This is a genomic window from Halalkalibaculum sp. DA384 (assembly GCF_043951955.1).
GTDB lineage: Bacteria > Bacteroidota > Rhodothermia > Balneolales > Balneolaceae > JAMQKA01.
Genome location: NZ_JBINJE010000010.1, coordinates 22,037 through 48,827, shown reverse-complemented (window position 1 = coordinate 48,827; position 26,791 = coordinate 22,037). Strand labels below are relative to the sequence as shown.

The 26,791-nt window shown below is 50.6% G+C and carries 26 protein-coding genes and 1 other RNA gene; 9 read left to right on the top strand and 18 right to left on the bottom strand.

Annotated features, from left to right (window positions below; genetic code table 11):
• Positions 1-2 precede the first annotated feature (2 nt).
• The 11 genes from dxs to ACG2E4_RS07635 form a co-directional block, all read right to left on the bottom strand.
• Positions 3-1,928 (bottom strand): 1-deoxy-D-xylulose-5-phosphate synthase, encoded by a 1,926-nt coding sequence (gene dxs / locus ACG2E4_RS07685; RefSeq protein ID WP_395257535.1) that lies wholly within the window; start codon positions 1,926-1,928, stop codon positions 3-5.
• A 9-nt stretch (positions 1,929-1,937) separates the two neighbouring features.
• Complete coding sequence (gene xseB, locus ACG2E4_RS07680) at positions 1,938-2,150, bottom strand: exodeoxyribonuclease VII small subunit (protein ID WP_395257533.1); 213 nt, start codon at positions 2,148-2,150, stop codon at positions 1,938-1,940.
• A 55-nt stretch (positions 2,151-2,205) separates the two neighbouring features.
• Positions 2,206-3,522 carry an AI-2E family transporter gene (locus tag ACG2E4_RS07675; protein ID WP_395257531.1) on the bottom strand — a complete coding sequence of 439 codons (1,317 nt, stop codon included), beginning with the start codon at positions 3,520-3,522 and terminating at the stop codon, positions 2,206-2,208.
• Positions 3,523-3,582: 60 nt separating this feature from the next.
• Positions 3,583-6,000 (bottom strand): DNA internalization-related competence protein ComEC/Rec2, encoded by a 2,418-nt coding sequence (locus tag ACG2E4_RS07670; RefSeq protein ID WP_395276188.1) that lies wholly within the window; start codon positions 5,998-6,000, stop codon positions 3,583-3,585.
• Positions 6,001-6,133: 133 nt separating this feature from the next.
• Entirely contained in the window at positions 6,134-6,910 is a 777-nt protein-coding gene (locus ACG2E4_RS07665) for a hypothetical protein (RefSeq protein WP_395257527.1), read from the bottom strand.
• Positions 6,911-7,105: 195 nt separating this feature from the next.
• Positions 7,106-7,942, bottom strand: a complete 837-nt coding sequence (locus tag ACG2E4_RS07660; protein ID WP_395276187.1) for a purine-nucleoside phosphorylase — start codon at positions 7,940-7,942, stop codon at positions 7,106-7,108.
• A gap of 442 nt (positions 7,943-8,384) precedes the next feature.
• Positions 8,385-9,011, bottom strand: a complete 627-nt coding sequence (locus tag ACG2E4_RS07655) for a DivIVA domain-containing protein (RefSeq protein ID WP_395257524.1) — start codon at positions 9,009-9,011, stop codon at positions 8,385-8,387.
• Positions 9,012-9,065: 54 nt separating this feature from the next.
• The gene (locus ACG2E4_RS07650; RefSeq protein ID WP_395257522.1) at positions 9,066-9,416 is read right to left on the bottom strand and encodes a hypothetical protein; all 351 of its coding nucleotides are present in this window, start codon (positions 9,414-9,416) and stop codon (positions 9,066-9,068) included.
• Between the two features lie 15 nt (positions 9,417-9,431).
• Entirely contained in the window at positions 9,432-9,704 is a 273-nt protein-coding gene (locus ACG2E4_RS07645) for a hypothetical protein (protein WP_395276186.1), read from the bottom strand.
• On the bottom strand, positions 9,701-10,021 hold the full coding sequence (locus ACG2E4_RS07640) for a hypothetical protein (protein WP_395257518.1): 321 nt from the start codon (positions 10,019-10,021) through the stop codon (positions 9,701-9,703). Before ACG2E4_RS07640 ends, ACG2E4_RS07645 begins: the two co-directional genes overlap by 4 nt.
• A 189-nt stretch (positions 10,022-10,210) precedes the next feature.
• Positions 10,211-10,921 (bottom strand): YggS family pyridoxal phosphate-dependent enzyme, encoded by a 711-nt coding sequence (locus ACG2E4_RS07635; protein ID WP_395276185.1) that lies wholly within the window; start codon positions 10,919-10,921, stop codon positions 10,211-10,213.
• Between the two features lie 235 nt (positions 10,922-11,156).
• On the opposite strand from ACG2E4_RS07635, the gene ACG2E4_RS07630 reads away from it, so the two are divergent.
• From ACG2E4_RS07630 to ACG2E4_RS07615, 4 genes are all read left to right on the top strand, one after another.
• Positions 11,157-12,212: a Nif3-like dinuclear metal center hexameric protein gene (locus ACG2E4_RS07630; RefSeq protein ID WP_395257514.1), complete on the top strand. Its 1,056-nt coding sequence runs from the start codon at positions 11,157-11,159 to the stop codon at positions 12,210-12,212.
• An 18-nt stretch (positions 12,213-12,230) separates the two neighbouring features.
• On the top strand, positions 12,231-12,968 hold the full coding sequence (locus tag ACG2E4_RS07625; RefSeq protein ID WP_395257512.1) for a zinc ribbon domain-containing protein: 738 nt from the start codon (positions 12,231-12,233) through the stop codon (positions 12,966-12,968).
• Between the two features lie 491 nt (positions 12,969-13,459).
• Positions 13,460-13,839: RNase P RNA component class A (rnpB, locus tag ACG2E4_RS07620), an RNA gene on the top strand.
• A gap of 204 nt (positions 13,840-14,043) precedes the next feature.
• The gene (locus ACG2E4_RS07615) at positions 14,044-14,547 is read left to right on the top strand and encodes an OsmC family protein (RefSeq protein WP_395257510.1); all 504 of its coding nucleotides are present in this window, start codon (positions 14,044-14,046) and stop codon (positions 14,545-14,547) included.
• A gap of 424 nt (positions 14,548-14,971) precedes the next feature.
• On the opposite strand, the gene smpB is transcribed toward ACG2E4_RS07615, so the two are convergent.
• The 4 genes from smpB to ACG2E4_RS07595 form a co-directional block, all read right to left on the bottom strand.
• Positions 14,972-15,445 carry an SsrA-binding protein SmpB gene (gene smpB, locus ACG2E4_RS07610; protein WP_395257508.1) on the bottom strand — a complete coding sequence of 158 codons (474 nt, stop codon included), beginning with the start codon at positions 15,443-15,445 and terminating at the stop codon, positions 14,972-14,974.
• 210 nt (positions 15,446-15,655) lie between these two features.
• Positions 15,656-16,075, bottom strand: coding sequence for a hypothetical protein (locus tag ACG2E4_RS07605; protein ID WP_395257506.1), 420 nt, complete (start codon positions 16,073-16,075; stop codon positions 15,656-15,658).
• A gap of 202 nt (positions 16,076-16,277) precedes the next feature.
• On the bottom strand, positions 16,278-17,489 hold the full coding sequence (locus ACG2E4_RS07600) for a site-2 protease family protein (protein ID WP_395276184.1): 1,212 nt from the start codon (positions 17,487-17,489) through the stop codon (positions 16,278-16,280).
• A 12-nt stretch (positions 17,490-17,501) separates the two neighbouring features.
• A complete protein-coding gene (locus tag ACG2E4_RS07595; RefSeq protein WP_395276183.1) occupies positions 17,502-18,728 on the bottom strand; it encodes an arginine deiminase family protein in 1,227 nt (408 codons plus the stop codon).
• A gap of 275 nt (positions 18,729-19,003) precedes the next feature.
• Here ACG2E4_RS07595 and ACG2E4_RS07590 point away from each other — a divergent pair, with 275 nt between their 5' ends.
• The gene (locus ACG2E4_RS07590) at positions 19,004-19,858 is read left to right on the top strand and encodes a transglutaminase-like domain-containing protein (protein WP_395276182.1); all 855 of its coding nucleotides are present in this window, start codon (positions 19,004-19,006) and stop codon (positions 19,856-19,858) included.
• Positions 19,859-19,958: 100 nt separating this feature from the next.
• On the opposite strand, the gene ACG2E4_RS07585 is transcribed toward ACG2E4_RS07590, so the two are convergent.
• Positions 19,959-20,729: a polysaccharide deacetylase family protein gene (locus ACG2E4_RS07585; protein WP_395276181.1), complete on the bottom strand. Its 771-nt coding sequence runs from the start codon at positions 20,727-20,729 to the stop codon at positions 19,959-19,961.
• Between the two features lie 129 nt (positions 20,730-20,858).
• Positions 20,859-21,020: a hypothetical protein gene (locus ACG2E4_RS07580; RefSeq protein WP_395276180.1), complete on the bottom strand. Its 162-nt coding sequence runs from the start codon at positions 21,018-21,020 to the stop codon at positions 20,859-20,861.
• A gap of 147 nt (positions 21,021-21,167) precedes the next feature.
• Here ACG2E4_RS07580 and ACG2E4_RS07575 point away from each other — a divergent pair, with 147 nt between their 5' ends.
• From ACG2E4_RS07575 to ACG2E4_RS07565, 3 genes are all read left to right on the top strand, one after another.
• The gene (locus ACG2E4_RS07575; RefSeq protein WP_395276179.1) at positions 21,168-22,319 is read left to right on the top strand and encodes a serine hydrolase domain-containing protein; all 1,152 of its coding nucleotides are present in this window, start codon (positions 21,168-21,170) and stop codon (positions 22,317-22,319) included.
• The gene (locus ACG2E4_RS07570) at positions 22,310-23,176 is read left to right on the top strand and encodes a DUF72 domain-containing protein (RefSeq protein ID WP_395276178.1); all 867 of its coding nucleotides are present in this window, start codon (positions 22,310-22,312) and stop codon (positions 23,174-23,176) included. Before ACG2E4_RS07575 ends, ACG2E4_RS07570 begins: the two co-directional genes overlap by 10 nt.
• A gap of 219 nt (positions 23,177-23,395) precedes the next feature.
• Positions 23,396-25,012, top strand: a complete 1,617-nt coding sequence (locus tag ACG2E4_RS07565; protein WP_395276177.1) for a peptide chain release factor 3 — start codon at positions 23,396-23,398, stop codon at positions 25,010-25,012.
• Between the two features lie 72 nt (positions 25,013-25,084).
• Here the strand turns inward: ACG2E4_RS07565 and ACG2E4_RS07560 are convergent, their stop codons facing one another.
• Positions 25,085-25,837: a hypothetical protein gene (locus ACG2E4_RS07560; protein WP_395276176.1), complete on the bottom strand. Its 753-nt coding sequence runs from the start codon at positions 25,835-25,837 to the stop codon at positions 25,085-25,087.
• Between the two features lie 426 nt (positions 25,838-26,263).
• Between ACG2E4_RS07560 and ACG2E4_RS07555 the strand changes: the two genes are divergently transcribed.
• The gene (locus tag ACG2E4_RS07555) at positions 26,264-26,734 is read left to right on the top strand and encodes a GNAT family N-acetyltransferase (RefSeq protein WP_395276175.1); all 471 of its coding nucleotides are present in this window, start codon (positions 26,264-26,266) and stop codon (positions 26,732-26,734) included.
• Positions 26,735-26,791: the final 57 nt, after the last annotated feature.

Below are 26,791 nucleotides of genomic sequence, written 5' to 3'. Positions count from 1 at the left end.
AGTCAGGCTTTTACTGAAAGAGAGCTGTGCACTTCGCGTACTTTCTTTTCAATCCCCTCCGGGTCAAGTCCCACCTCGTGATGCAGCTCCTGCTGGGTACCATGTTCCACAATGCGATCCGGCACGCCCATGATGGTCGTGGGAATGTGGTATGGTTTGTCAGCCAGGTACTCCGCTACCGCACTTCCGAAACCGCCCAGCCTGGTGCCATCTTCAATGGTGATGATATGCTGGTAGGAATGGCAAATTTCGTCGATCAAATCCGTGTCCAGCGGCTTGGCAAAGCGCATGTCATAGTGACCGATGTTAATACCCTCGGTTTGCAGCTTGTCAGCCACTTCAATGACGTAATTGCCCATGGGACCAAAGCTTAGAAAGGCGATATCTTCGCCCTCGCGGAGGCACTGACCCTTGCCGATCTCAATCGGCTGAAAGTTTTTGCGATAGCTCATCCCGGTCGCCCGCCCTCTCGGGTATCGGATCGCCCAGGCGGCCTCCTCATATTTGGAGGCGGTGTACATCATATCGCGCAGCTCCTGTTCATTGAGTGGAGAAGAGATCACCATGTTGGGCACGGCCCGAAGGTAGGAGATATCATACAGCCCGTGATGCGTGGGACCGTCGGCTCCGACCAGCCCGGCGCGGTCGATACAGAACACGACCGGCAGCTTTTGGATCGCCACGTCGTGAATGACCTGGTCATAGGCGCGCTGCAGGAAGGTGGAATAGATGGCGGCAAACGGTTTTTTGCCTTCTGTCGCCAGGCCCGCAGCAAACGTAATGGAGTGCTGCTCGGCGATACCCACGTCAAAAGCGCGGTCGGGGAAGGTGTTCATCAGCGGCCACAGGCTGGAGCCGCTCGGCATGGCGGGCGTAATACCCACGATGCGCTCGTCGTTTTCGGCCAGCTCCACAACCGCCTCCCCGAAAATATGCTGATATTTGGGAATCTCCGGACCCGTCTTTTCAGGGGCCAGGGATTGACCGGTAATTTTATCAAACGGACTGCTCTGGGCGTGCCACTTGGTTTGCTCGCGTTCGGCAGGAGCAAAACCCTTTCCCTTAACCGTTATGGCATGCAGCAGCTTGGGGCCCGGGATGTCTTTGAGATCCTCGAGGTGGCGGCGAAGTGAATCTACGTTGTGACCGTCCACCGGACCGTAGTATTTAAAACCGAGAGCCTGAAACAGGGCACCGGGGGTAATGGCGGCCGTGATCGCTTTTTCCAGTTTGGACGCTGCTTTGCGCATCTGTTCACCGGCCTTCTTGAAGTGACCGAGCAGATCGTAAATTTCGTCACGAATCTTGTTAAACGTCTTGCTGGTGGTGATGTCGGTAAGATATTCTTTCAATGCGCCGACGTTGGGGTCAATCGACATGTTGTTGTCGTTCAGAATCACCAGCATATCTTTGTCGAGCGCCCCGGCGTTATTCATCGCTTCAAACGCCAGACCGGCCGTCATGGCCCCGTCGCCGATCAGGGCGACCACGTTGTTCTCTTTTTGGCTGAGATCGCGCGCTACCGCCATCCCCAGGGCCGCCGAAATAGAGGTGCTCGAATGGCCGACTCCAAAATCATCGTATTCACTTTCACTCCGTTTGGGAAAACCGGAGAGCCCGCCGTATTTGCGATTGGTGTGGAATTTATTTCGCCGGCCGGTTAGAATTTTGTGGCCGTAGGCCTGGTGCCCAACATCCCATACAATGCGATCTTCGGGTGTATTAAATACATAGTGAAGGGCAACGGTCAGCTCCACAACACCCAGGCTGGCTCCAAAATGTCCGCCGTGGGTAGAAACGGAATCGATAATAAAATCCCGGAGCTCATCACAGAGCTCAACGAGCTGCCCGGGCTCCAGTTTCTTCAGGTCGTCCGGCGTATTTACCGTTCCGAGCAGGGGACCGGGTTCTATTTTTTCTTGATCCATAATCAATCATTATTGATTGTTTTCATTGTGCTCTTCATGCACTTTTTCGATGCGCAGTTCCGCCTCTTCAAGGGTTTTTGTGCAGATGTTGGAGAGGGTAATACCCTCTTCGTACAACTCTATTGAATCTTCAAGAGAAACCGATTCGTCCTCCAGCTTGGAGACGATCTCTTCCAACCTGGTTAAAGCCTCTTCGAAACTCAGCCGTTCCTTTTTTGACATAATTACGCGTAATATAAAAGGTTGATAGCTCTACAGACTCATAAATAAAACAGATTCAGCGAGTTGATTCCAATTCTTTTTCCATTTTTTCTTTCTTTTTTTTCTCTTCCTTTTTGGTTTCCCGGTCGAATTGCTGGATAAATGAATCGAGTTCACTTCCACTTAAAAATGAAATTTTCTTCGTCTCGCGGTACTGTTGGTAAAAAACCGATATCAGGGCGGCAGTGGGCACGGCGATCAGCAGCCCCACAACACCCAGCATAAATCCAAAAAACAGCAGCGAAACCATCACCAGCAGCGGATGCAGTCCTACATGCTTACCCACCACGCGGGGAACGATAAACCCGGACTCGAGTACCTGCTCCACACCAAATACGATGTATATCGCCGGGAGATATTGAAACCAGGGATCGCCGAATGAGACGCCCACGAGCGTACAGATTGAAACGCTGAACCAAAGTCCGAATGTGGGGATGAAGTTTGTCAATCCGGAAAAAATGCCAAGGACCAGCGCGTAGGGCACATCCAGCAGGTAAAATCCCAGGCTCAGGTTCACGCTGCTGATCAACACAACAATAAACTGTCCCCTCAGGTAAGAGCCAACGATGCGACTTATCTCTGTAGTATAATCGGTGGAGACATCGGTGGGGGTGATCAGCGATCGCACAAAAATTCCGATTTTCTGGTAATCACGGATCATAAAAAAGCAGAGGAACGGGGTCAAAATGATGAAGAAAAGCACGGCAACCGCACTGCCGACCCCCGTCAGGTACCCGGAGGAAAGATCGGTCAGGTCCTGGTAAAACCCTTCAACCACGGAGTTGATCTGGTTGACCAGTTGCGGCTTCAGCGTGGTGCTTTCCAGGCCAATTCGATCAAAAAGGGCCAGGAGTCCCGTGGATTCGATCCAGGCTTCGGTGTTGGTTGAGGCCTCGTTTAACAGGGTGCCCAGTTTTGAGAGTTGATCCAGTACAGTGGGTACGGTGAGCACGAACAGGACGGTAAGCAACCCAAGACATCCAAAGGTAAAGAGGCCGGCGATAAGCCCACGCGGAACCTGCCGCTTTTCAAGATTTTCCACCAGCGGGTTGATGATAAAGGCAATGATATAGGCCACGATAAAGGGTACCAGCAGGTGACCGGAATCATAGATCAACCAGAGGCCGGCTGAAAAGGCGGTGGCATAAAGCAGGGCGCGTGCCACCGGCTGCTGGCGTATCGGGTAGAGTATAATTCCGATAACCAGGCCATACCCCAACGGGTTGATGAGGTGTTCCAGCTGATACATAAGGAACAGCAGCGCCAGTACGCCGCCGGCAAGGAGCACCAGCTGACCACGATCGCTTAACCAGGAATGTAGATGTTTAGACATGGGGACTAGTGGTTGATGAGAATAGGGCAAAGTTAAGATATCAGGGGGAATCTACCAATTTTACCAGGGAATCTGGCGGATACTTGTTCCGTCGGAGCTGAAGATCAGGGCTTTGTGAAGACTGGTGAATTTCATTTTCTCACTGTAGCGACGCAGCCGGCGCACGGCTTCGGGATGGGGATGCTGAAAGCGATTCGATTTGGCCAGTGACAGGACTGAAATATCGGGGGTGGCCTCGTGCAGAAACCGGGAAGAGGAGCTGGTACGGCTGCCGTGGTGACCGGCCTTCAGGAAGTCGGTATCCAGTAGATTCCCGTAATGGTTTAGGAGCCGCTGTTCCTGTCCCCGTTCCGCGTCCCCCACAAAAAGGAATTCGGTTTGCCCATAAATAAGCTCAAGGATCAGCGAGTGATCGTTGGGATCGGAGCCGTAGTTGCGGCCGATCGGGCCATAACTCAGCAGGAGTACTGAGGGGTCCAGCACAATCGACTGCCCGGCGTTAACTGTTTTGACCGGTATTGAATGACGCCTGGCCAGGGAGTGATATTGTTGATATAGGTTGGAGCTGTAGGCGTAGCCCGAATTGTAGATCGTGTCGATCGCTACATGCTCTATCAGCTCACTAATTCCCCCGATATGGTCAGCGTGCGGATGCGTAAGAAAGACGGCATCCAGCTTGTCGATACCCTCGGCCTTCAGGTGGGGAAGGATAACATATTTGGCACTGTTGTACCCGGGCGACCAGCGACCGGTGTCGATAAGGAAGTGCCTGCCACCCGGGGTGCTCACCAGTGTGGCATCTCCTTGGCCAACATCAAAAACGGTGATCGTTAGTTTGGCCGGCTGGATTTTTTTGACCAGCTGCCTGCCGGACTGAACGGTTAAAAGAAGCAGGAGTATGGAGAGTATTTTCCATCGCAGGCGCGAAATGTGCAGGGTCGCCATTAAAAAAAGGCCCGCTATCCAGAGGCCAAAAACAAGCGGTGAATCGACGTGCAGCTGAATCCAGCTCCAGTTCAGCCGGGAAGCCCACTCGGTAAAGCGGCTTAATTCATTTAAAAACCATTGGTTGGGGACGTTCAACGGTAGGCCGACAGCAGGGAAAACGGCTGCAACCGGCAGCAGGAAAAGGGCATACGGTACAACAAATCCGAGCCACGGAACAACCACGCCGTTGGCAAGGGGCCCGATCAGGGAAAATTCCCCAAAGTGATAGGTCAACAAGGGGAACAGTCCCACCTGCACCAGGATGGAGACGATAACTACCATAACCGGCGTGCCATACCACCGGTAGCGAACCCAGTGGGGAAGCCAGCGCTCGACGACGGGAACAGTAAGCAAGATGATGTAGACAGCAGAAAAGGATAGCTGGAAGCCGGGCGCAAACAGGTCGGCGGGATTTGCCAGTAGCAGGATCAGCGCCGAAACGGCGGTCAGGTTCAGCGAGTCGCGCACTTTGTGGAACAGCTTGCCAAACGTGATGAGCCCCACAGTGAGAGAGGCCCGGCACACAGAAGCGGAAAATCCGGTTAGCCCCGCATAGAAAAAGAGTAAAGTCAGGAGCAGGGCCAGCCCGATCTCCTTTCCGTACCGCAGGGTCCAGAACCAGGGGATGAGCACCCAGAAGGGAGCGACAATAAATCCCACGTGCAGCCCGGATACAGCCATGATGTGGGAAAGACCCGCCCGCGAGAAGGCTATTTTATCCGCCCGGTCCAGTTCATTTTTGTACCCGATGAGCAACGCCTTGGCAAGAGATTGTGAGGTTGAATCAAAATTTTGTTCAATCTGATCGAGCACCAGCTGCCGCAGGTGGTGCCAGCTGAGCAGGGTTTTCGGGTTGTGAACAGAATCGATCGACTCTATTCCCGCCTGTGTATAGATACCCTGCGATTCCAGATATCCCTTGTAATCGAATTGGTGCGGATTTCTCGGTTGTTCCAGCGGATAGACCGTCGCCGAAAACCTGATGCTGGACCCCAGCTGCAGTTGGTCCGGTATATGATCAGTCTCGGGATCAAGCACCGCCCGGAGATTGTACGATTCAACCCAGCGAAGGGAGTCAACCACCAAAGTGGTGTCAACGGCCACGTCCACCTGGAGCTTCCCTGTGCTGGTGGGTTTAATGTTGTATACGCTGCCTTTTGCACTGATCTGGTCCCAGGTATACGCCTCCAGTATATCGGCGGCCTCCGGACGATCGAGCTTGTCATGAATTGAATGCCACGCCATGCCAAACAGGAAAACAAGCAGCAGGTAGGTCCCCACGGAAAGTTGGTGAAACAGCGGATTGAGGGTTGCTGTGGATTTGAATTCCACAGCAAACAGCAGCACGACAGCCGGAACAAGCAGTCCGACGGTGAGCGAAAGGGAGAGATTAAAATAGTAATCGACCGTGATGCCCGCGGCAAACAGCAGGGCAATTCTTACAGCAGGATATTTTTCAAAGGGAAACTGATATGTGCTTTGGCCACGCATCTACTGGTAAGACCGTCATTCGGGCCAATCCTTACAAAAACCCCATAAATGAAGAAACCCGATTCAGAAGAATGGCGGAATTGGGTAAAAAACGGCTTGCAAAGCCTTCTGCAACAAATTTGATCACTTCATTTTATTCCAGGCCCAGATAAAACTGTTCTCTCAGCTCCTGCACGTAAATACCGATATCGTTTCGCAGCTCAAAAAGCTGTTCGTGAAGCAGTACGTATTCTTCTTTTTTGATATAGGGGGCCTCTTTCAAGTGATCCTGGAGCAGGATCAGCGACATATTGGTGCAGTGGAGCGCCTTTTTGGTATAGGCGATATTACCCCCGAGAAAATCCTGCTCAAATCCGAATGAGTAGCCCCCGGCAAGTTTAGCTCCGATTTTCAGGACGTTGCTTACAAAATCGTTGTATTCTTCTGAACGGTATCTTCCGTGCACACCCTCGGCCCACTGCAGAATGTAGGCGGCTATTCCGCGGGCTGTATTGTATATTTCGAGCGTGTCGATGGAGCCGTTGTCGGACATCGTAAAATCATTGCTCAGTTCCTTCCAGTCCTCCCCATAGTCAAAGTCGTCCTCTTCCTCATCGAAAAAAAGTTCATCCTCATATTCGTTATCGAGGAAGAAGTCGTCCATTTCGTCTTCCAGATCCTCATCCCAGTCTTCATCATCCTCGTCAGGGAAATAGGCTTCCTCAATCTGCAGTTCTTCCTCAATAAATGCGTCCACCGCATCCAGCTCGTCCGAGTTTTCCTGCAGGAGGGTGACCCATCGCGGGGTGTTTCCTGCGGGATCAGGAGCTATGAAGCGGCGCAGTTGCTCACTCTTTTTCTCAATTTCATCCAGGTGAGCTTCCCATTTATACTCATCCCAAATATCGTCGTTGAAACCTCCGGTAAACATAAGGCTGATGGATGGGTTAGTATTAGTATATTTTTCCTATCAAAACAGAAGTTGTTGCTTTTGGTCGATAGATACATCAGGAAAATAACGTTTTTCTCGTTTTGTTGGTATCCTTTTTGGTGGGAGTGGAGTTATAATTTTTTAAGGTTTGATGCTCACGGCCTTCAGGGTCCAAAACAGCCCCGGAAGGGATATTCAGAGCCGTTTTAGCACTCCCATGATAACCTGGGTGAGTTTCGGTTCTGCCATGCCGGCGGCCTCCAGGACATCCTCAATATTGACCGGTTCGAGCGCGTCGGGAAAACATTCATCGGTAATAACGGAGATCCCCATGATATCCATCCCCATGTGGACGGCCGCTATCACTTCGGGTACGGTGCTCATTCCCACCACGTCGGCCCCGATAAGCCGCAAAAAGCGGTATTCGGCCCTGGTTTCCAGCATTGGTCCACTCAGCGCAAGATAGACGCCCTGGTGCATCCTGATCCCCTTTTCAAGGGCTACCGTTTCGGCAAGTTCAAGCAGCCGTTCGGTATAGGGTTCGCTCATATCCGGGAACCGGGGACCAAGCTCATCGTCATTGGGGCCGATAAGGGGATTGTCACCCAGCATATTGATATGGTCGTTGATCAGCATGATGTCTCCCCGCCGGTAATTGGGGTTGAGCCCGCCGCAGGCATTGCTGACCAGCAGGGTGTCGGCTCCATTTTCTTTGAGTACTCGCAGGGGAAAGACGATCTGCTGCATCGAATAGCCCTCATAGTAGTGAAAGCGTCCCTGCATGGCCACCACCTCTTTGCCGGCCAGGGTGCCAAAGAGCAGCTGGCCGGCGTGACTTTCCACCGTGGAGACGGGAAAGTTGGGAATGTCGGCGTATGAGATACGGATCTCCACCTCAATTTCATCAGCCAGGTTGCCGAGACCTGTTCCCAGTATCAGCAGGTAATTGGGACGGAGATCGGTTTTATGCTGGATATGTGCGAGCGCTTCGTCGCGTTTGGAGCGGAATTCTTCGACAGAATCTGGCGGCATGAAAGCAGAGAGTTTTTCGGTTAGAAAAAATTGAGTTAGCGAAATATATAAAATTCAAAGAAAGGAAAATCTACATGAAAATATCGACAAGCGGGCTTTAAATATGATAGCCACGACTTGATCTGACAGTTAGCCGTTAGAAGTCGGTTTTAGCCCGGATTACCTCACCAATTTCGCAGCCTTTTACAGGCTGTAATGATAATTTGCCAGTAAAAAATGGGATAAGGTATTGTCATCCATAAAGTGACATGATCTTATCCGAAATACTTGTGAGAAATTCGGGTTAGTTGTCAGGTTAAACTTTTATAAGCGGAGGTGTTTCCAGAGATCAACGGCTGAGTAGATTCGAGTCCGCCGCTTGTCCATCAATTGAGGTTTTGGCACATGAGAACAGGCCGAAAACAGGGCCAAACAACGGTTTACAGCCCTCTTGGCTGTTCACCTAATCCAGCTCATCAATGATATCGTCAACATCTTCGGCGCCCGGGGGGATCGTTTGGGCTTCTTCGCCTGTGTCCTGATCCTCCTCAGAGAATTGCTGTTTCCTGTTTTGGACCTGTTTCTTGAAATGCTCCTCAAAATCGGCGTCACTTTCAGCCGGCATGTCAAACAGGTCGGCTTCGTCCCTTGCAAACTGGTCGAGTGACTCCTGGGCCAGTTCCAGGTAAGACCGGATGCCTCCCACAATTTCCTTGCGCCGATCGAGCAGGCGCAGGATGTTCTGGCGGATCTGTTGCCGCTGCTGGATGGCTTCCCGAACGATGGACTCGGCTTCCATCTCCGCTTTTTCTATTTTGTTGCGGGCTTCCTTGCGCGCGCCCGAAAGCTTGGTTTCGGCCGATTCCTTAGCGGTCTGGAGGGTTTCGTGCAGGGCTTCTTCCACGCGCTCGTAGTGCTTGAGTTTCTCCTCAAGTTCCTGTATCCGTTTTTCGAGTTCGCGGTTCTTGCCTACCAGGTGCTCCCACTCATTGGACATCAGGTTCAGGAATGCGTCCACTTCGCCCTGGTCGTATCCGCGGAAAGATTTTTCGAAGCTCTGTTGTTTTATTTCAAGTGCTGTAAGTTTCATGATGAGATGATATTGTTGTCCTAAAGCTATTAAATGTCAATGAAAATGATGGCTTCAGTTTTTCAGCATATTCTTCAGCTTTGAACTGTCCTGCTGCCGGTCTTGTGCCGGTTTCTCCTCGTCAATTTCAATGGTGTCCCGGGGTTCTGAAAGTTGTTTCCCCGTTTTTTGTTCCGTGTCCTCTTCCGCAATAATAGCCTCCAGGTTTTGCAGCCGTCGTTCGGTATCTTTTTTGTGTTGCATAAAAGCCTTGGCCAGGCGGTTGAATGTTTCTTCGTCGTACCCACCCTGTTTTCGGTTGATCCATGTTTTTATCAGGTCGATCACCTTGGTTGCAAGATATCCGACAAGTGCAAAAGCCCCGATAGCGCCTACCAGGGCAACGACCATTTCCTCAAAACTCATTATACTGTCCTCTCTTTATTCCTGGAGATCATTCGTAAGCCGCACGTTGCGGTCTTCTTCATCAATTTCCGGGTAGGGTTCCTTGTAATCCTCTTCTGATACGGCTGCTTCAAGTTGCCGTATCCGTTTCTTCATGTCTCTTTGTTGCCGCTTCAGGTCTTGTACGATGTGATTGAAGCTTTCCTTGTCAATCGACTCGGCACTGTTTTTCCTGGAGATCCAGTCCTCAATCAATCCCGTTGTGCAGCCGATTACCACAAGTGCAATGAGTAACACTTCCCAACTCATGATTTTGTTCGCTTGTTGTTTGCCATTTCTGATACTTTTTGCCGGTGTTCCCGCTTTACCTTTTCTTCATCGGTAATCTCAATTTCGCTCATCCCGAGACCAGCGCCACGGCTAAACTCTTCCGGTTCCCCGGCCGCAATCGCTTCGAGATTCTCGACACGTTTTTTCAGGGAGTCCACCAGCTTGCGAAGTTCATCGACTTCCTGCTCGTTCTGGCGGCCCTGGTTCATCATTTTCATCTTGTTTTTCTGGTAGTCGAGGATGAATCCCCCTATAATTGCAACCAGCGGAATAAGTACCCAGATCCATGCAGCCATAACAGGTCCCTGTATTGTTGTACGTTAATAATATAATGTACTAAATATTAATAAGATTGAAACATTTGATACGGACCGAATGATAAATTGTTATAGCATTTACGTGACGTATCCCGTATTGCGTACTGCGTATTTGGATCTGCCCAAATCCTCTTTACTTGTACAGTAATACGCAATACGCAGTACGAATCAGCCATAATCGCGTTCACCGAAAATAGCCCTCCCCACGCGGACCATGGTAGCACCCTCCTGTATCGCAATTTCCAGGTCGTTGGTCATGCCCATGGAGAGCTCCTTCAGCTGAATATTTTCGCTGTTGTATGTCTGGTGCTCGTCCTTCAGCTTGCGAAGCAACCTGAATTCCGGACGGATTTTCTCCAGGTCCTCATCATCATCAAGATAGGTGGCCATGCCCATGAGCCCGCGAACACGCACGTGCGATTTCCCCTGCGCATATTCCAGGATGTTCGCAAGATCGTCCGGTTCACATCCGCTTTTTTGAGATTCACCACTGATGTTGACCTGGATCAATACATTTATTGCACGGTCGATGCGGGAGGCCCGCTTTTCGATTTCACGAATGGTTTTCTTTTTGGGTACCGAGTCGATCCAGTTTACCCGCTCTACCATATACTTGATCTTGTTTGTCTGCAGGTTCCCGACCATATGCCACTGAACCTGCTCTTCCTGCCAGGCATCCATCTTGTCCTGAAGCTCCCTGGCCCGGTTTTCACCGAAATGGACTTGTCCACACCCGAAGGCCGTCTTGATATCTTCGAGCGGCTTCATTTTGCTGACGGCCACCAGGGTGATCTCGTCGGGATTCCGCCCGGCGTTTTCGCATGCTTCTTTGATTCGCTGTTGTACTGACGATAAATTAGCGCAGATATCTTCACTCATTTGACGTAGGTGGTTAGACTGTACTCAGGTTGTAGGTTGAAAAGAACGATTTATGTAAAAATAACCTTTTAACAGTCAGATTTAAATCGTATTTTTGGAAACTGAATTGGGTAATTTTAACCTATTTGAGTCTGGCTCTGAACAACTTTTTTACTTTGATTCTAACTGAGCGACCAGATCCACGTTGCCTTCACCCGACCTGGAAATTAAAATGCGGGGGTAGCGGATAACCACAATGAACACGCAGGTCCGGCATATTTCCACCTTTCTTCATCAATGGGCTCCCCCAAGTACCAAACTGGATTATGACAATGTCGGGCTGCTGGTAGGAGATCCGGAACAGCCGGTCAACAATATCCTTACCTGTCTCGACGTCACCCCGGGCGTTGTGGAAGAGGCGATTGAGAAAGACTGCGAGCTGATTGTTGCCCACCACCCTCTTATTTTCCAGAAAATTTCCCGCATCAATCCAACCAACGAGCAGGGAAAGATTATCTATAAGCTTATCCGGAACAATATTGCACTGATCGCCGCCCACACCAACCTGGATGCGGCGCTTGACGGGGTCTCGTTTGTGCTGGCCCAGAAGCTTGGGCTTGACAATCTCAAGTTCCTGGACAAGGGCTACAACATCTCCCGGAAAATTGTGCTGACTACCTCATACTCCGACAGTGAGTCGGTCCTCAAAATGTTGAATTACTACTCGGCGGAAGAGGCTCACTACTACAACGTGGAAGGTCGCAAAGATGGACAGCGTACTTTTGAAGCGATAATTGACGAGCACAATGTATCCGGGTTGATCAAGGAGTTGAGACGCAACGGGCTGCTCGATCAGGGAAACTACCAGGTGATGGATGTAGCGAGTCCCTCCGACAATGTGGGGATGGGCGTGGTTGGATTTTATCACGACAAGGGACTGACCCAGCAAGCGTTTTTGGAACGGATCTCTGACAGCCTGCAAGTGGAGGCGATCCGATACTCAGGGCATGCCGAGCGGATCAAGAAGGTGGCGGTGTGTGGAGGAGCCGGTGTATCGCTGGCCGGCAAGGCGATTGCTGAAGGGGCCCAGGCCTTTGTTACGGCTGATATCAAATACCATGATTATTTTACCGATACGAAAGATTTTCTGCTGGTGGATGTAGGCCATTATGAAAGTGAAGTGCCGGTCGTGCATGCCCTGCAGCAGGAACTGAAGGAAGCATTTGAAGAACTGAGGGTCTATGCAACCGATGTTGTAACAAACCCGATGAACGTGTTTATCTCTAATGTAAAACAGAACCCACAGGACTAAACGATTACTCAGCAATCTATGGAAGAAGTACTCCAACAGTTAACCAACCTCCAATATATCGACAGCAAAATCGATGAGCTAAAACAACTGCGTGGCGACCTCCCGGAGGAAATTCTCGATATTGAGACCGATATTAATCGCTACGAAGCCAAAATCAACAAGCTGGAAGAGGAGCAGAAGCAGCTTGAAGTCGAGAGCGACAATCTTAAGCTTGAGATTCAGGATGCGAAGGACAAGATGGAGAAGTATGAAGAGCAGCAGCTCTCCGTCCGCAACAACCGTGAGTATGATGCCCTGACAAAAGAGATTGAAGCTCAAAAACAGGTTGTCGAGAACTCTGAGTCGCGACAGGAAGAGATTCTCAAAAGGCAGGAACAGATTAAAGATGAGCTTGAAGAAGCCAGGGAAAACCTGGAAAAAACGCAGGCTCTTCATGATGAAAAGCAGAAAAACCTTGACAAGCTGGAGCAGGAGACCGAAGAAGAGGAGAAGAAACTCCTGGAAAAACGCGAAGAGATTGAAGAGAACATCGACAAGCGGTACCTGAAAAGCTATAACCGGCTGCGCAATGGCCTGAGCAACGGGCTCGCGGTAGTGGCGATGGAACGCGGCGCTGCACTAGGTATGGCCCTGCCTCCCCAAACACAGGTGGAAGTGAAACGCGGCAATAAAATCATCATCGATGAGAATAGCGGCCGTATCGTCGTTGATCCCTCATTCTTCGAGAAGGCCGAAGAGGAGCTTTCGGTCGACTAGCAGCACCGGCAGCTGTCGGTTTTTGTTCACAGCGAAGGGAAAAGGTTCAGAAGCGAGAAGCAGAAAAGATCGGTCGAAGCTCGACTCATTAACTCTTCTGCATCTCGCTTTTTGTGGCTAAAAAGGCTTTTTGGGACCAGGGTAAATTGGCCGTAGTTGAGACTTGTAAGCCTCCGGGATCGTTGTTGCGAGGAGCGTTATACTCCTGCCTGACACTCCAACAAGTTCGGTAGTCAACCTGCCACCCAACGAAATAAAAAGTTCTGCAAAATATTTGCGTGAGGTATAACCGAAGATTAACAAAACCCGCCTGCAGATCGCTGTCCATTTTCAAAACTAAACTGGTTTTCAATTCGTTGTTATGCTAACTTGTTTAGCGGATGATCGGGTCATCGCCCCGCACATAACGGTTAAAATCGATTGCCACAGTTTGCTTTAAGATGCAAAGATCGAGCGGCTTGGTCGGTACCTCAATCTCAGAGTGAGACAACAGGGTTTATCCGTAAAAGCCCTCTAACATCTTGCCAAATAGCTTTTTGTCTTAATCGTTATGTGCGGGGAGGAAAGTCCGAACACCGACGAGCACCGTGCTTCCTAACGGGAAGATCCGGGCAACCGGTTAGCCAGTGCCACAGAAAACAGACCGCCCCGGGGCACAGACCTCGGGGCAAGGGTGAAAAGGCGGGGTAAGAGCCCACCGCTCCGGTGGCGACATCGGAGGCAGGGTAAACCTCACGGGGTGAAAGCTCATGCAGGTCGTGCGCCGCTCGTCGCTATACGACCGGGTGGAGTGCTGGAGCTTCGGAGCAATTCGGAGCCCAGATAAATGATCGACCCTCGACAGAATTCGGCTTACAGATCATCCGTTCCAATTAGATGAAAAGGCCGCCTGAAAAGGCGGCCTTTTGTGTTTGTATGCGACACTGCCAGTCAATAATGTACTGGAATTCAGCTTGGGAAATAATGAGCAATACGGGCAAGTGCAGGTTTATCTTGTTGTTGAGTGGTTTAATCCTTGTTAACTTTACAACGAAAAAATTTTAAAAAATCGTAAAAAATAAAAAGTCAGATCATAATGGATTCAAAAGAACTTCGCGCCAAACAGGCCCCTCTTAAGAAAAAATACCTGAAAGAGCCGGGGGCGGCTCAGACCATCTTGCATGCGGAAGGCAGCATCGGTACGAACCTGGGCTGCAGGGTGGAAACCGACAACGGGATGGTGGAGGCCGGTCTGCATCCATTTACGGGCGGTGACGGCAGCCAGGCCTGTTCTGGAGATATGTTGCTGCAGGCGCTTGTCGGGTGCGCCGGGGTCACGTTGAATACCGTGGCTACTGCAATGGGGATAACATTGAAGGATGCCACTGTCCGGGCCGAAGGCTCGCTGGATTTTCGCGGCACGCTCGGGGTATCCAAAGAGGCCGCCGTCGGCTTCGAAAATATTAAGCTGATTTTTAAGCTGGACACCGATGCCCCACAGGAAAGCATCGACAAGCTCATAGAGCTAACTGAACGGTATTGCGTGGTATATCAAACCCTGCAGCAAAGCCCTGAAATAGTAACAGAGGTACGCACTTAATCCGTATTCCTTCCAAGTATTCTTCAGCCTAACCCGGATTTCGCAGCCTATTACAGACTGTAATGATAATTTGGCAGTAAAAAATGGTATAAGTTATGGCCATTCATGAAGTTACATAATTTTATCCAAAATACTCGTGAGATATGCGGGCTAACTGTTTGTATACCAGAAATCTAGAGAATAAATTGGCTGTTTGGAATGGCATGTTCATTTTATATGACTAAGAAAGAACAGGTCTGCATGGGAAATAGGTACCAGGACCTTTTGAGAATATCCGAATAAGATCCAGTTATTTCAGGCTTATAATGATATGCAGGTGTACCCTCCGAATAATTACAACAAACGGTGAACCGCCTCCAAATTAGCTTCACAATTTTACAGGCGCACGGAAGCTTGACAAGGTTTTCTGGCTCACCGGTCAACTCTACATATTTACCTTGTAGGTGCCCTTGTACTTTCGCTCCAGTTCGCGCTTGGTATCCCGCTCTTTGATATCTTCACGCTTGTCGTACTTTTTCTTACCCTGGGCAAGGCCGAGAAGGATTTTGGCATATCCTCCCTTGAAGTAAAGTTTTAGCGGGACCAGCGTATACCCTTTCTGGTTGATATATTTTTCTATTTCCTGGATTTCACGGCGTTTTAGCAGGAGCTTGCGTTTGCGTCGCTCATCGTGGTTGGCGTAGGAGCCGTGCTTGTAGGGCTTTATATACATGTCGCGCAGCCACACCTCCCCGTCCATAAGGTAGGCAAAGGCTTCCTGCAGACTGGCCTTGCCTTCGCGCAGCGACTTAACTTCGGTTCCTTTCAGGGCGATGCCCGCCTCAAAGGTTTCCTCAACGCTGAATTCGTGCCGTGCCTTCCGATTTTTTATGGTGGGAGTGCTGTTTTTGTTGCCCATCTTTGGTGGATCTGATCTTATTTTGAACTAATGACTGTTAAACATAACCGATTGGAACGCGAGATGTGAAATATTCAGCAAGTATTTACACCGGCCCATTTGTTATTGGATTACGAGATAACTCAAGTGCTGAAAGGGTAAAGAGGTTCTGAAATCCCCCGGCATCTCACGTTTCACGACATCTTACGTTTCACGTCTGCCGTTTCATGTTTAATAATCAAATCCAAGCTCATTCAGTTCCCGGATGATCTCCTCTCCCGGCGACCGATCGGGCATGGTGCCGTAGATACCCATGATCTGCTGGATTTCAGATCGCGCTTTTTCATTGTTGGGATTGATTTTTAACACGGCGATATACTGTTGCAGGGCGCTGGTCATGCGGTCACGCATGCTGCTGTCTTCCGGTCCCCGGTACTCCAGGTATAGCCCGTAGTTGAGATGGGTCTTTTCACGCAGCCTGTCCAGGTCGGCATCAGTGGTTGAAGGATCCGCATTTTCGATATACTCCAGCGCTTTGGGATAGTTATCTTCAGCAATGAGCTGGTCCACAGTCTGGGAAAGATTTTCCGGCTGGTCAGCGGAGCAGCCGATACAGAGAAACAGCGAGAAAAAAGCAAGAAAATATTTCATTGTATTATTCGACATTAACAGTGAAAAATGGTGATTTCAAAGGTATAGAAAGCTGGTGCAAAGGTACAGCTTAACCTGTGTCTCTGACAAGTATTCAGGTTTAAAAATCGTGCGTTTGGCCGGGCCACTTCCCGTTACAGTCCTGCAACCCGATCTGGCACCAGGAGAGGTTGCCTGGATCTCCATAAAATATCGAGCATCTTTACACAAAATATAGGGGATTCGGGCTGATGCAGAGCACAAAGATCGCCATGCTGAGCCACCCGAGCTTTTGGCGCGTGGGATCCAGCGGTTGTTCATACAGCGCAGGTGGATGTTCGAGTTTTACGAAATAGGCGATGAAGAAGGACCAGACAATCCAGATAAGAGAGCTCATCGTCTGCAGCGATCCCACTACCAGGTAGATGTAGCCCGCGGAGGCCAGCAGGGAGCCGAAAAGTACGGGGGCGATCCAGCGGTGGTCATTATGATAGGCTTTGCGCAGCAGGAAGAACAAGACCCCGGCCCATAGCAGCCAGCTGAACGTGCCGTACGGGTTGGCCAGGTCCCACGCCTCCAGCGACATATGGATAAACGGAACCGACTCGATACCGGCCATTACCGTAAGCAGGGCAAAACAGACCCGGGCAACGACCCGGTGCCTCTTGAATCCCAGCAGGGAGTACAGGATGTGTCCTCCATCCAGCTGGCCGACGGGCATCAGGTTGAGGGCCGTGAAAAACAATCCCAGCCAGCCCGCAAACAGAAATGGGTAGTGGTACATCTCGAACATCGGGGGCACATTTTCGAAAAACTGTGCCAGAAATGAATAGAGCAGCGTATTTCCCACAATAAGTACGTCTGAAGATTCGGCCGAAGGGGGGTGGTCGGGATACACACCGTGCTGGGCGACATAGGCCTGGACCTCTTCGTGCCCGGCAAAATTGTTGATAAATGAGGGATCAGGCAGTGTGGAAAACCCATAGAGCAGCACCGCAAGCGAGACCGCAAAGCCGGCCAGCGGACCTGCGATGCCAACATCAAACATCTTGTAGGTATCGTTTATTTTCTGTTTGATCCGAATGACAGCCCCGAGCGTGCCGATGCCCAGGGGTACCGGGATAAAATAGGGCAGGCTTACTTTAATATTGTGAAACTGTGCCGCAAAAAAATGACCGAACTCATGGGTTCCCAGGAATGCGAGCAGGAGAGCTGCAAAGAGGGCTCCATCTCCCATCTGTCCCATAATGGTGTCAGTGACTGCGGTTTGGGCTACAAAAAGTCCCCCGAAAAAAGAGACTGAAATAAATGTCAGGATAAAGAGCCCGAGATGTTTCAGGATCGTTTTGGTGCCGAACTCTTTCTGGGGTGTCGGGGGTTCGGGGGAGTGGGTGTTAACTTCCTGGTAGTCGTAAGATAAACGCTGGTTGTCCAATGAAATAGTAGTTTAAGATTCTCTGGAAATTGGCAATGTCATGCATCGTGCACCGCCACGTCCGCGGCACAATTCATTACCTTCAAAGCCGATGGCAATTTTTTTACTGCCGGGGTTAAACGGTCGATCTCGATATTCTTCAATAAAATCAAACTGGTTGATGACTTCGTAGCCATGCTCTTTAAGGGCGTTGAACGTATTGGTGTTCCGTTCATATCCCACAATGACGCCGGGTGCAAGGGCAAAAACGTTCGCCCCGTCGGTCCATTGTTCGCGGAATTGATTCGTACGCGAATTTCCACCGCAATTGATAAACGTAAAAGAATGTCCCATGCATTCCTCCAGCGCATCCTTCAGGGAGGATTTGATCTCCGCTCTTATGCTACCGTTTTCGCTGTTGAGTTTCACTACATTCCGTTCCCTTTCGGTGATGGCGGGCGGAAATACCAGGCACTCGTCGTTGCTGGCAAAGGTAAAGATGGTATCGAGGTGCATGGAGGAGCGCTGTTTGGGTATATCAATGGCCAGCACCTGCGTTACCCCTCTGTTGAGTAATCCTTCAGCTGCGGTCATCAGGCCACTGAACGAGGTGCGTTCACTCATGCCGATTAGCACCAGGTTACCGGAGGCGACCAGCACGTCCCCGCCCTCGATGGTTTCCTGCTCGGAAATGGTGAGGATATTGGCTTTCAGCTCACTGAAAAGCGGATGGTACCGAACCAGCATCTCCATAAGCAGAAATTCCCGGATGCGAGCCGCCTTGGCCGGGCGCGAAAGCAGAATGCTGTCGTTTACCACGGCGGCAAGATCTCTCGTAAAAAGCAGATTGGGTGTCGGATTTAATACCAAATCCTTATGGGTAGTAATGCCCTCTATGGCAAAACGCAGCAGTTCATCCGGCGGCATACTGAGCAGCTCCTCTTTAACGGTATGCAGGTTGCCCTGCGGGTAGCGCCGAATAAGCTCTTCGATAAAGAATGCCCGCGCTTCCTGCTGGTCCATATGGAAACACTCCAGGAAAAGATCGGTAATTTCGTAGATTTTACCCTCCGGCGGCATCGCAGCGCGGAAAATATCCAGCATGTCGAGGTGCTCACGGCGGGCATCCTCCTCAAAAACGATGTCATCGAACAGCAGCTCGTCCTTGAGTTCCGGGTTTACCAGCGATACCTCATGTCCCGGCGTATGTACAATTACGCCCCGCAGCCGACCTGTTTCTGAGCTGACATTCAATTTCATTTTATAAGCAACTGGCAATAAGCAATTAACGGTAAACGGTGACCAGTGAACAAGGATCAGGTGTTCCAATCAAAAGGAATGCCAGTATCTGTTGATGACGCTCCAACGCATTGTTCACCGTATCAAGCCCTTTAAATATAAAACTTCCGACCTCGATTACTAAATATTAAAACTTGCCGGAAGATTGGATAAAGAATTTTCTTTTTCTCTATTTTACCGCACGAAAAATACTCAAATGCTGTTGGAGATAGGTTCAAAAGAACAGAAAGCGTGCTATGGCAACAAAGACAGAAATAGAATCCCTTGTTTACCTGCTGGATGATCCTGATCCGTATGTGAAATCAGAGGTTAAAAACCGGCTGTTTGAGCTCGGTGAGAAAGCGGTGCCGCTGCTGGACCAGCAGAAAAATGAGACTAAAAACGATTCTGAAAAAGAACTGATTAACGAGATCATACAGTACATTACATACGGGAACCTGGAAGAGGATTTCCTGGATGTGCTGGACGGGGGGCTTTCGAATCTCAGGCAGCTTGAAAGAGCGGTCTTCATCCTTTCCAGGTTCGACAACCCGACCCTGAGAGAGGAGGAATATATGAGGAAACTGGATCGTTTTGCCGACATGATTTCCGGTAAAATACAGTATCAGCCCGACGAAACCCGCCAGATCCATATTTTGATGGATTTCGTCTTTGAGGAGCTCAAATTTACCGGCAGTACGGTGGATTACTACAATCCCGACAACTGCTATATTAACCGGGTGATCGACCGCCGCCAGGGGCTGCCCATTTCCCTGGCGCTGATTGTCTTGTTTCTTGCCCGCCGGCTAAACATGCCTTTTTACGGTATTAACATGCCGATCCATTTTATGCTGAAGTTCAAGGGAGACAAGGAGGAGGTGCTGATCGACCCGTTCGACAGCGGCAAGGTGGTGAGCTACAACCAGTGCTACTTTTTCCTGAAGCAGAACGGAGTCGACCCCAAATCCAAACATTTCGAGATAACCAGCGAGGCCGAAATACTGGCCCGCTGCATCCGCAACCTGATCCAGAGTTACGCCAAGCTTAATGCAGAGCACAAGGTGGAGTCGCTCAAAAAGCTGCTGAATACGGTGGAGATGATGTGCAAGTAACGTGTCTTATCAGGCCGTTCTGGAACGATTTTGCGAAATTCCTTCGTGATTTACCAGCTTCCTTGTAGACCGCCGGTGAGAATCTGCATGCCCTCAAATGTTACCGGTGGTGGTTTTTTACATGCTCTGCAATATCAATCAGCGGCGCAATCCACAGCTCCTGCTCGTGTTCTTTCAGAAAATGAAGCAGCTTGCGATGCGCCTCGAGCGACACATTCAGGTTGTGTCCGCCACCAACGCCGTGGAACAGGAACACCACCAGTCCGTGTTCGTCCATTGCCTTTTGCACCAGTTCGATCAGCTCCTCGCCAGATTGCCCGCTGATCAGGTACGAATCGATGTTAAAAAGGTCGATGTTGCCGATCTGTTCTATACCATCCCGTACGCCTCGTGCTGCCACCAGGTTATCTTTGATGGCCCTGACATATGAAGAGTCGCCCGCTTCGGTGTCGCCGCAGGGATAGGCCAGGGTACGGGCGGATGCCGGTCGATCATCCAGCAGGCTTAACAGCGTGTTGGTCATGCGGATCTCATCGGCCATGCGCTTGACGGTATAGCTGCGCAAGTCGTAGTCGGGCTGCACCCACTCGCGGCCGGGTCCGCCCTGACAGGGATGATACAGCGTGTGGTTGCCCAGCTCATGACCGGCTTCAGCCACGCTGCCCCAGGCTCCGGTGTGGTTGCGAAAGCCCTCAAAATAGCCGGAGAGGTAGAAGGTGGCTTTAAGGCCGAGGGAATCGAGCAGGGGCACGGCGTTTTCCAGCTGGGCTGCCAGGGCATCGTCATACGTGAGGGAGACAGCAGCCTTCCTGTTGTTCCAGTCTGCCTTGTTTTGTGCGTGAGCAGGCAGGGTGGCCCCCGTACAACTCACGATCCCAATTAAAAATGACACTTTTAAGAATTTGCCGAGCGTGCTACTTTCCATGAGTATTGTATCCCCGCGATTAGGTGAGGGTGGCTGTTGATTTTTAAAAACAGCTATTTACGAAGACAGGGCTTTTTAATCAAATAGACTGCGACCTCTAACTCTCATAAAGAGATTTTCAGGAAGGTGAGCAGCCGGTTGATATCGCCGGTGAGCCGGAACGGGTTGTTTCCCCATTCCACCCAGCAGCACCGCTGAAAACGCGACGGCCACCCAGTGAGCAGTAATTTTTTTCATCGCAACAGGTATTTTATTAGAATTTCATCAGCGGCATTCATATCTGTGGTTCAGATTGGCTATAATACACATGTTTTGGAATGATAATTGCTGTTATCAGCATTAGGCAAATGCAACGTGCCACACACAAATCGGCTTAATTAAACTATGAACTCTTTTTTTGGTAAAAAACCACTCGGGACTGTTTGGTTATTCGCTTTGGGGATGTTATTGAATATTGCGCCAACGGCCCTGTCGGCACCCGCTGCCGTGCCTGAAGACAGCAGCTCATCCTTAACCGCCATTTCCGAGCAGGCCGATGCCATAACGTCTGTTCGCAGCCTGCTGATTCAAAAGAATGGAGAACTGCTGCTGGAACAATATTTTGACGGTCAGCCACCCCACCGCCCGATGAACATAAAATCAGCTTCCAAAAGCATTATTTCTTTGCTCGTGGGTATCGCCATAGACAGGGGACTCATTGAAAACAAGGAGGTGCGGGTTGAGCAATACTTCCCGGAATATTTTGAAGAGATCTCCGATCCGGAAAAACGAACCATTACGATTGAGGACCTGCTCACGATGCGCTCGGGGCTCGAAACCACCAGCTTTCATAACTACGGGCGCTGGGTGGTTAGTGACGACTGGATAAAATTTGCACTCGAACAGCCGATGGTCGATTCCCCGGGCGATGACATGGAGTACAGCACCGGCAGCTCCCACCTGCTTTCCGTTATTATCGAGAAGAGCGCAGGGATGAGCACCCGGGATTTTGCCCAAGAATATCTTTTTGGGCCGATGGATATTCAGCCGGGCGGTTGGCAGCAGGATCCTGACGGCTACTATTTCGGGGGAAACAACCTGGCACTGAAGCCGTTGGATATGCTAAAGATCGGGCAGATGATATTGGACGGGGGGACGTATGAAGGCCGTCGTATTGTATCCAAGGCGTGGCTGGCTCAATCTTTTCAAACATACACCCGGAGCAAATACAACCCATATGATTACGGCTATATGTGGTGGAACCGCCCGGTGGCCGGACACAAGGTTTATTTTGCATGGGGATTCGGCGGGCAGTATATCTTCATCATCCCGGAGCTGGAAGCGGTGGTCGTCCTCACCTCCTCGCTGCAAAATGCCAATCAGTCGCGCAGCTATAAGCAGCCGGTATTTAATCTTCTGGGCAAAAGGATTCTGCCACTTCTGAAACAGCAGATAGGCCTCAACGACCAGCGGGAATCAAGGAGTAATATGGGACTATATCTTTTTTCGGGACCGGCGTCATACGGGCTCAATAAAACGGGACAACCATGGCAATAACTAAATATCATTTGGGATGTACGGTGTGGAGTCTGAAAGACTGGATCGGGACCTTTTATAGGGATGATGCCAAACAAAAGGAGTTCCTGCGGCAGTACGCGTCGGTGTTTAATTCGGTGGAAGGGAACACGACATTTTACCACCTGCCCGATCTTGAAACGGTCAGGAAGTGGGGAAAACAGACGCCGGAGGGCTTTAAATTTTGTTTCAAATTTCACCGATCGATTACACACCAAAAACGCCTGCATGGTGTGGAGGAGGACGTCCGTAACTTTATAGATCTGTTTGAGCCGATTGAAGATCGGCTGGGACCGTACCACATCCAGTTGCCCCCGCAGTTTTCCCCGGATGAGATCGGCAAGCTGGAGAATCTGCTGGCGATGCTCCCAAGCGCGTTCAGCTACGCCGTAGAGGTTCGGCATCCCGGTTTTTTCGATCACGGCCGCCAGGAGCGGCACCTGAACCGGCTGCTCAAAAGCTATAATATCGATCGCGTGGTATTCGACACCCGGAAACTGCACGCCATGAAATCGGACGAAAAGTCGATCCGAGAAGCCCAAAAAAAGAAGCCGAAGGTGCCAGTTCGTTTTGAGACGACCGGCTCGCGCCCGTTTGTCCGCTTTGTGGGCGCCAACGATCCCATCAATAATGAGCCCTACCTGAAGGAGTGGGCCATCATCGTCGCCGACTGGATCAAGGAGGGACTGCATCCCTACGTGTTTACCCACGCGCCCGACCCGGCACGCCAGCCCCCCATCGCCCGCCGGTTTCACCAGCTGTTGGCGGAACTGATCGATATCGACCCGATGCCCGCCTGGCCAGTGGAGAAGCAGGACAAGCAGCTGGGACTTTTTTGAATCTTAGCTCTTGAACAGGTGGATGTTGAATAATGAAACGGGCTAGCATCTCATTTGAGTGGGACTTGACTCCAGTGCTTAAAAAAGGGCTGTCCTCTCGCAACTCACGACTCATGACTCACGACCCAAGACCCATGACTATAGCAAGTGAAACTCCCCTCCAAAACCCTTATCTTTAAGGCTTTCTGAAAACAAGAATTTCCCAGCTCCAACTAGACTATGGCCAATACCGATACAGCGACGAAAGAAAAAAACAAGATCGAGAAGGAGGCCCGGCGGCGGCGTACCTTCGCGATCATCTCTCACCCTGATGCCGGGAAGACTACGCTCACCGAAAAGCTGCTGCTCTACGGGGGCGCGATCCACGAGGCCGGCTCCATCCGCCAGCGCAAAGCCAGCCGCTATGCCGCCTCCGACTGGATGGCGATTGAGAAAGAGCGGGGAATTTCGGTAACATCCTCTGTCCTCCGTTTTGAGAAAGACGATATCAAGTACAACCTGCTGGATACGCCGGGCCACAAGGACTTTTCCGAGGATACCCTGCGCACGCTCGTAGCCGCTGATACTGCGCTGATGGTGATCGACGTGGCGAAGGGCGTAGAGGAGCAGACTGAAAAGCTGTTTGAGGTCTGTAAGATGCGGGAGATCCCGATTATCACGTTTGTCAACAAGTGCGATCGCCCGGGATTGAAGCCGCTGGAGATCATGAGCAACGTGGAAAACCAGCTCGGCATTGAGCCGATTCCCGCTTCCTGGCCGCTGGGCTACGGGAAGGATTTTGAGGGCATCTACGACCTGATTGGCAAAAAGCTCTATCTTTATCGCAAAGAAAAGCACGGGGCGCAGAAAGCGGAAACCGAGGTGTACGGACTGGAAGAAGGGCTGGAGCAGGCCAGTATCTCTGAATACATGAAGGAGGAGTTTTACGAGGAGGCCCTGCTGGTGGAGGATATTTTTGAGTCGATGGATCGCGAGGCTTACCTGAACGGGAAGTGCACGCCGATGTTTTTCGGGTCAGCCCTGAATAATTTCGGGGTGGATGTATTCCTCGATTATTTCTCGGATCTTGCGAATCCCCCGCAGCCGTATGAAAATGAGGATGGCACGGAACGACTTATCGGCGACGATTTTTCCGGGTTTGTGTTTAAGCTACAGGCCAACATGAACCCGAATCACCGCGACTGCGCGGCCTTCGTGCGGATTACTTCCGGGAAGTTTGAGCGCGATCTCGATGTAAAGCAGGCGGGACTGGAGAAAAAAGTGCGAATGTCGACACCCCATACCCTGATGGGCGATGAGCGCCATATCCTGGAGGAGGCATATCCCGGCGATGTGGTGTCGCTTTTTAATCCCGGTTCGTTCCGTATTGGCACGACGATCTACAGCGATACTCCTGTAAAATTTAACGTCATTCCCCTGTTTACGCCCGAACATTTCATGAAGGTGGCGACCAAAGATCCGTTTAAGCGGAAGCAGCTGCGCGAGGGCCTGAAGCAGCTTGCCGAGGAGGGGGTTGTTCACGTATTTGAAGTGCCGGGCGGGGTCGGGAATGAGCTCTTGCTTGGAACCGTTGGTGCCCTCCAGTTCGATGTGGTCAAGCACCGCATGCTCACCGAATACGATGTGGAGCTGAATATGAGCAGCGTCAGCTACCACGCGGCGCGATGGCTGCCGGAAGATGAGAACGTGATTGATAAACTGAAAACGAGCTACTCCACGCACGTCACGAAAGATATGGAAGGGAATCCCATCGTACTGTTCGACAGCGGCTACGCCCTCAATCAGGCCGAGGACAAAGTTGGTGCCGAAAACCTGTTCAAATTCAAGCGAGGTTAGTCATGGGTCATGTGTCGTGAGTTGTAAATTTGGTTCTGCCCATAACCCACGACCCATGACCTGAAACCACCTCTACCTCCCGCCGTTGGCTTGCAGGTCATCAATACAGTTCTGGTCCAGCGACGGGATGCTTCCTCCGAATACGCTGCCAAACAGGTCGGTACTCTCCATGGCGTAGTACATCAGGCAGCTGTCGTTGTCACAGTGGTGACCGTTTTCTTCATCTTGGTGGTCTTGCTGCATCTCTGTGCCCGATCCGTCTACGTTAACCAGACCGAAAAGATGGCCGAACTCGTGGCGGAACGAGGTGGCCTCTGTTTGGTAACGGGACGGCTGACCAACTCCACCACTCACCTCATCATAGGCGGCTCCAAAAAAGCCAGATGAGGTATTATAGTAGGCGATTCCTAGTACGTTGTCCTGGTCGTATTTACCGTCAACTATGATCATATATGCAGAAAGGGTTTCCCCTTCCGTGGTGTTGTCGCGGTGCTCCTCCTCCAGATCGCGGATCTCTTCCGCCGAGTATTGCTCTTGGTTTCCGCCCGGAATTTGAGTGGGTTCCAAAATGGTAACGCTGGTTTTATTCAGGCGTTCCTCCAGGAATGTTTCGAGGCTGGACAAAGCTTCACTGTTGGGTTCATAGCCCTCCATGTAGTCGATCTCAATTTCCAGCTCAGTATAGTTGGAGTCCGCCAAAAAATCGTTCGCCGAAGTGCCTGGATTTCGGGTATGGGAATAGGGTGCCGGATCCGGTTGTTGGTCATCCGGACCATTGTCGTCCGACCCATTGGGTCCCGTGGCACTATCACTGCATGAAAGCATAAATAATAGTATGACAACAATAGAAAGATACGGGAAAGATTGTCGTGGTAACTGCATCATTTCTGTAACTTATTTGTATGGTATGTTCTATTCGATTGTTACTCAGAGTGTTACGGATTGTTCCGTTATTTTGTGATACATCAATTTTTACGGAAAAATAATTTCATTTGCATCCAAACCGACCGCTGCTGATGGTTCAGAATTCTTTTCCATGAGTGGTAAAACTGAACGCTTGTTCAAAAAAAGAAGCTGAGTTACTTTTTAAACGCGGAACAGCATTCCCGTAAGTTGATGCAATAAACAATCACACGGTCGAAGAGGGACGGAAATAGTTAAGATTTCGAATTTCGTGAAAAAAACTATAACGTTTCAGGTACAGGATAGTGATCATCGGCAAGAAACGGCAACAGTAAGAGGGGATCTATCATGCTGGATATTGAAATACGGGAGGCTGATTACCGTGATGAAGGGCAAGCTGCGGAAGTATTGCGGTTGACCGACATGTATGCCCGCGATGTGATGGGAATGGAAGAACCGCTGCCCAATGCCACCCGAATCAACCTGATCCATGAATTGGCAGAAATGCCCAATGCATTTACACTCCTGGCCTTCAGGGATGGATCTGCGGTGGGCATTGCAAACTGTTTTGTCGGTTTCTCCACATTTGAGGGACAAAAATTAATCAATATCCACGATCTTGCCGTGGTACCAGAGTGGAGGGGACTCGGAATCGGGAAGAAACTGCTGAGAGCCGTTCAGCATAAAGCCAGGAAACTGAAGTGCTGCAGGATTACGCTGGAGGTCCGGGAAGATAATCCCGCCATCGACCTGTATGAGCGGTTCGGTTTTGACAACGGCGATCCCCGCATGCTGTTCATGAGCAAGGAGCTGTATTGACGGAAATACTCAAGTTACAACTTCCAGCGGATTCCCGCACTGTCACCCACAACCCAC

Bases quoted from the DNA above. Each gene is read 5' to 3' on its own strand.
- ACG2E4_RS07650 (WP_395257522.1), bottom strand. From the start codon at position 9,416: ATGAGTTTTGAGGAAATGGTCGTTGCCCTGGTAGGCGCTATCGGGGCT.
- ACG2E4_RS07605 (WP_395257506.1), bottom strand. From the start codon at position 16,075: ATGAAATATTTTCTTGCTTTTTTCTCGCTGTTTCTCTGTATCGGCTGC.
- ACG2E4_RS07625 (WP_395257512.1), top strand. From the start codon at position 12,231: ATGGAAGAAGTACTCCAACAGTTAACCAACCTCCAATATATCGACAGC.
- ACG2E4_RS07555 (WP_395276175.1), top strand. From the start codon at position 26,264: ATGCTGGATATTGAAATACGGGAGGCTGATTACCGTGATGAAGGGCAA.
- ACG2E4_RS07665 (WP_395257527.1), bottom strand. From the start codon at position 6,910: ATGTTTACCGGAGGTTTCAACGACGATATTTGGGATGAGTATAAATGG.
- ACG2E4_RS07560 (WP_395276176.1), bottom strand. From the start codon at position 25,837: ATGCTTTCATGCAGTGATAGTGCCACGGGACCCAATGGGTCGGACGAC.
- ACG2E4_RS07590 (WP_395276182.1), top strand. From the start codon at position 19,004: ATGGCAACAAAGACAGAAATAGAATCCCTTGTTTACCTGCTGGATGAT.
- ACG2E4_RS07645 (WP_395276186.1), bottom strand. From the start codon at position 9,704: ATGAGTTGGGAAGTGTTACTCATTGCACTTGTGGTAATCGGCTGCACA.
- ACG2E4_RS07570 (WP_395276178.1), top strand. From the start codon at position 22,310: ATGGCAATAACTAAATATCATTTGGGATGTACGGTGTGGAGTCTGAAA.
- ACG2E4_RS07640 (WP_395257518.1), bottom strand. From the start codon at position 10,021: ATGGCTGCATGGATCTGGGTACTTATTCCGCTGGTTGCAATTATAGGG.
- dxs (WP_395257535.1), bottom strand. From the start codon at position 1,928: ATGGATCAAGAAAAAATAGAACCCGGTCCCCTGCTCGGAACGGTAAAT.
- ACG2E4_RS07635 (WP_395276185.1), bottom strand. From the start codon at position 10,921: ATGAGTGAAGATATCTGCGCTAATTTATCGTCAGTACAACAGCGAATC.
- ACG2E4_RS07630 (WP_395257514.1), top strand. From the start codon at position 11,157: ATGAACACGCAGGTCCGGCATATTTCCACCTTTCTTCATCAATGGGCT.
- ACG2E4_RS07660 (WP_395276187.1), bottom strand. From the start codon at position 7,942: ATGCCGCCAGATTCTGTCGAAGAATTCCGCTCCAAACGCGACGAAGCG.
- ACG2E4_RS07670 (WP_395276188.1), bottom strand. From the start codon at position 6,000: ATGCGTGGCCAAAGCACATATCAGTTTCCCTTTGAAAAATATCCTGCT.
- ACG2E4_RS07565 (WP_395276177.1), top strand. From the start codon at position 23,396: ATGGCCAATACCGATACAGCGACGAAAGAAAAAAACAAGATCGAGAAG.
- ACG2E4_RS07575 (WP_395276179.1), top strand. From the start codon at position 21,168: ATGAACTCTTTTTTTGGTAAAAAACCACTCGGGACTGTTTGGTTATTC.
- ACG2E4_RS07655 (WP_395257524.1), bottom strand. From the start codon at position 9,011: ATGAAACTTACAGCACTTGAAATAAAACAACAGAGCTTCGAAAAATCT.
- ACG2E4_RS07675 (WP_395257531.1), bottom strand. From the start codon at position 3,522: ATGTCTAAACATCTACATTCCTGGTTAAGCGATCGTGGTCAGCTGGTG.
- ACG2E4_RS07595 (WP_395276183.1), bottom strand. From the start codon at position 18,728: ATGAAATTGAATGTCAGCTCAGAAACAGGTCGGCTGCGGGGCGTAATT.
- xseB (WP_395257533.1), bottom strand. From the start codon at position 2,150: ATGTCAAAAAAGGAACGGCTGAGTTTCGAAGAGGCTTTAACCAGGTTG.
- ACG2E4_RS07615 (WP_395257510.1), top strand. From the start codon at position 14,044: ATGGATTCAAAAGAACTTCGCGCCAAACAGGCCCCTCTTAAGAAAAAA.
- ACG2E4_RS07580 (WP_395276180.1), bottom strand. From the start codon at position 21,020: ATGAAAAAAATTACTGCTCACTGGGTGGCCGTCGCGTTTTCAGCGGTG.
- smpB (WP_395257508.1), bottom strand. From the start codon at position 15,445: ATGGGCAACAAAAACAGCACTCCCACCATAAAAAATCGGAAGGCACGG.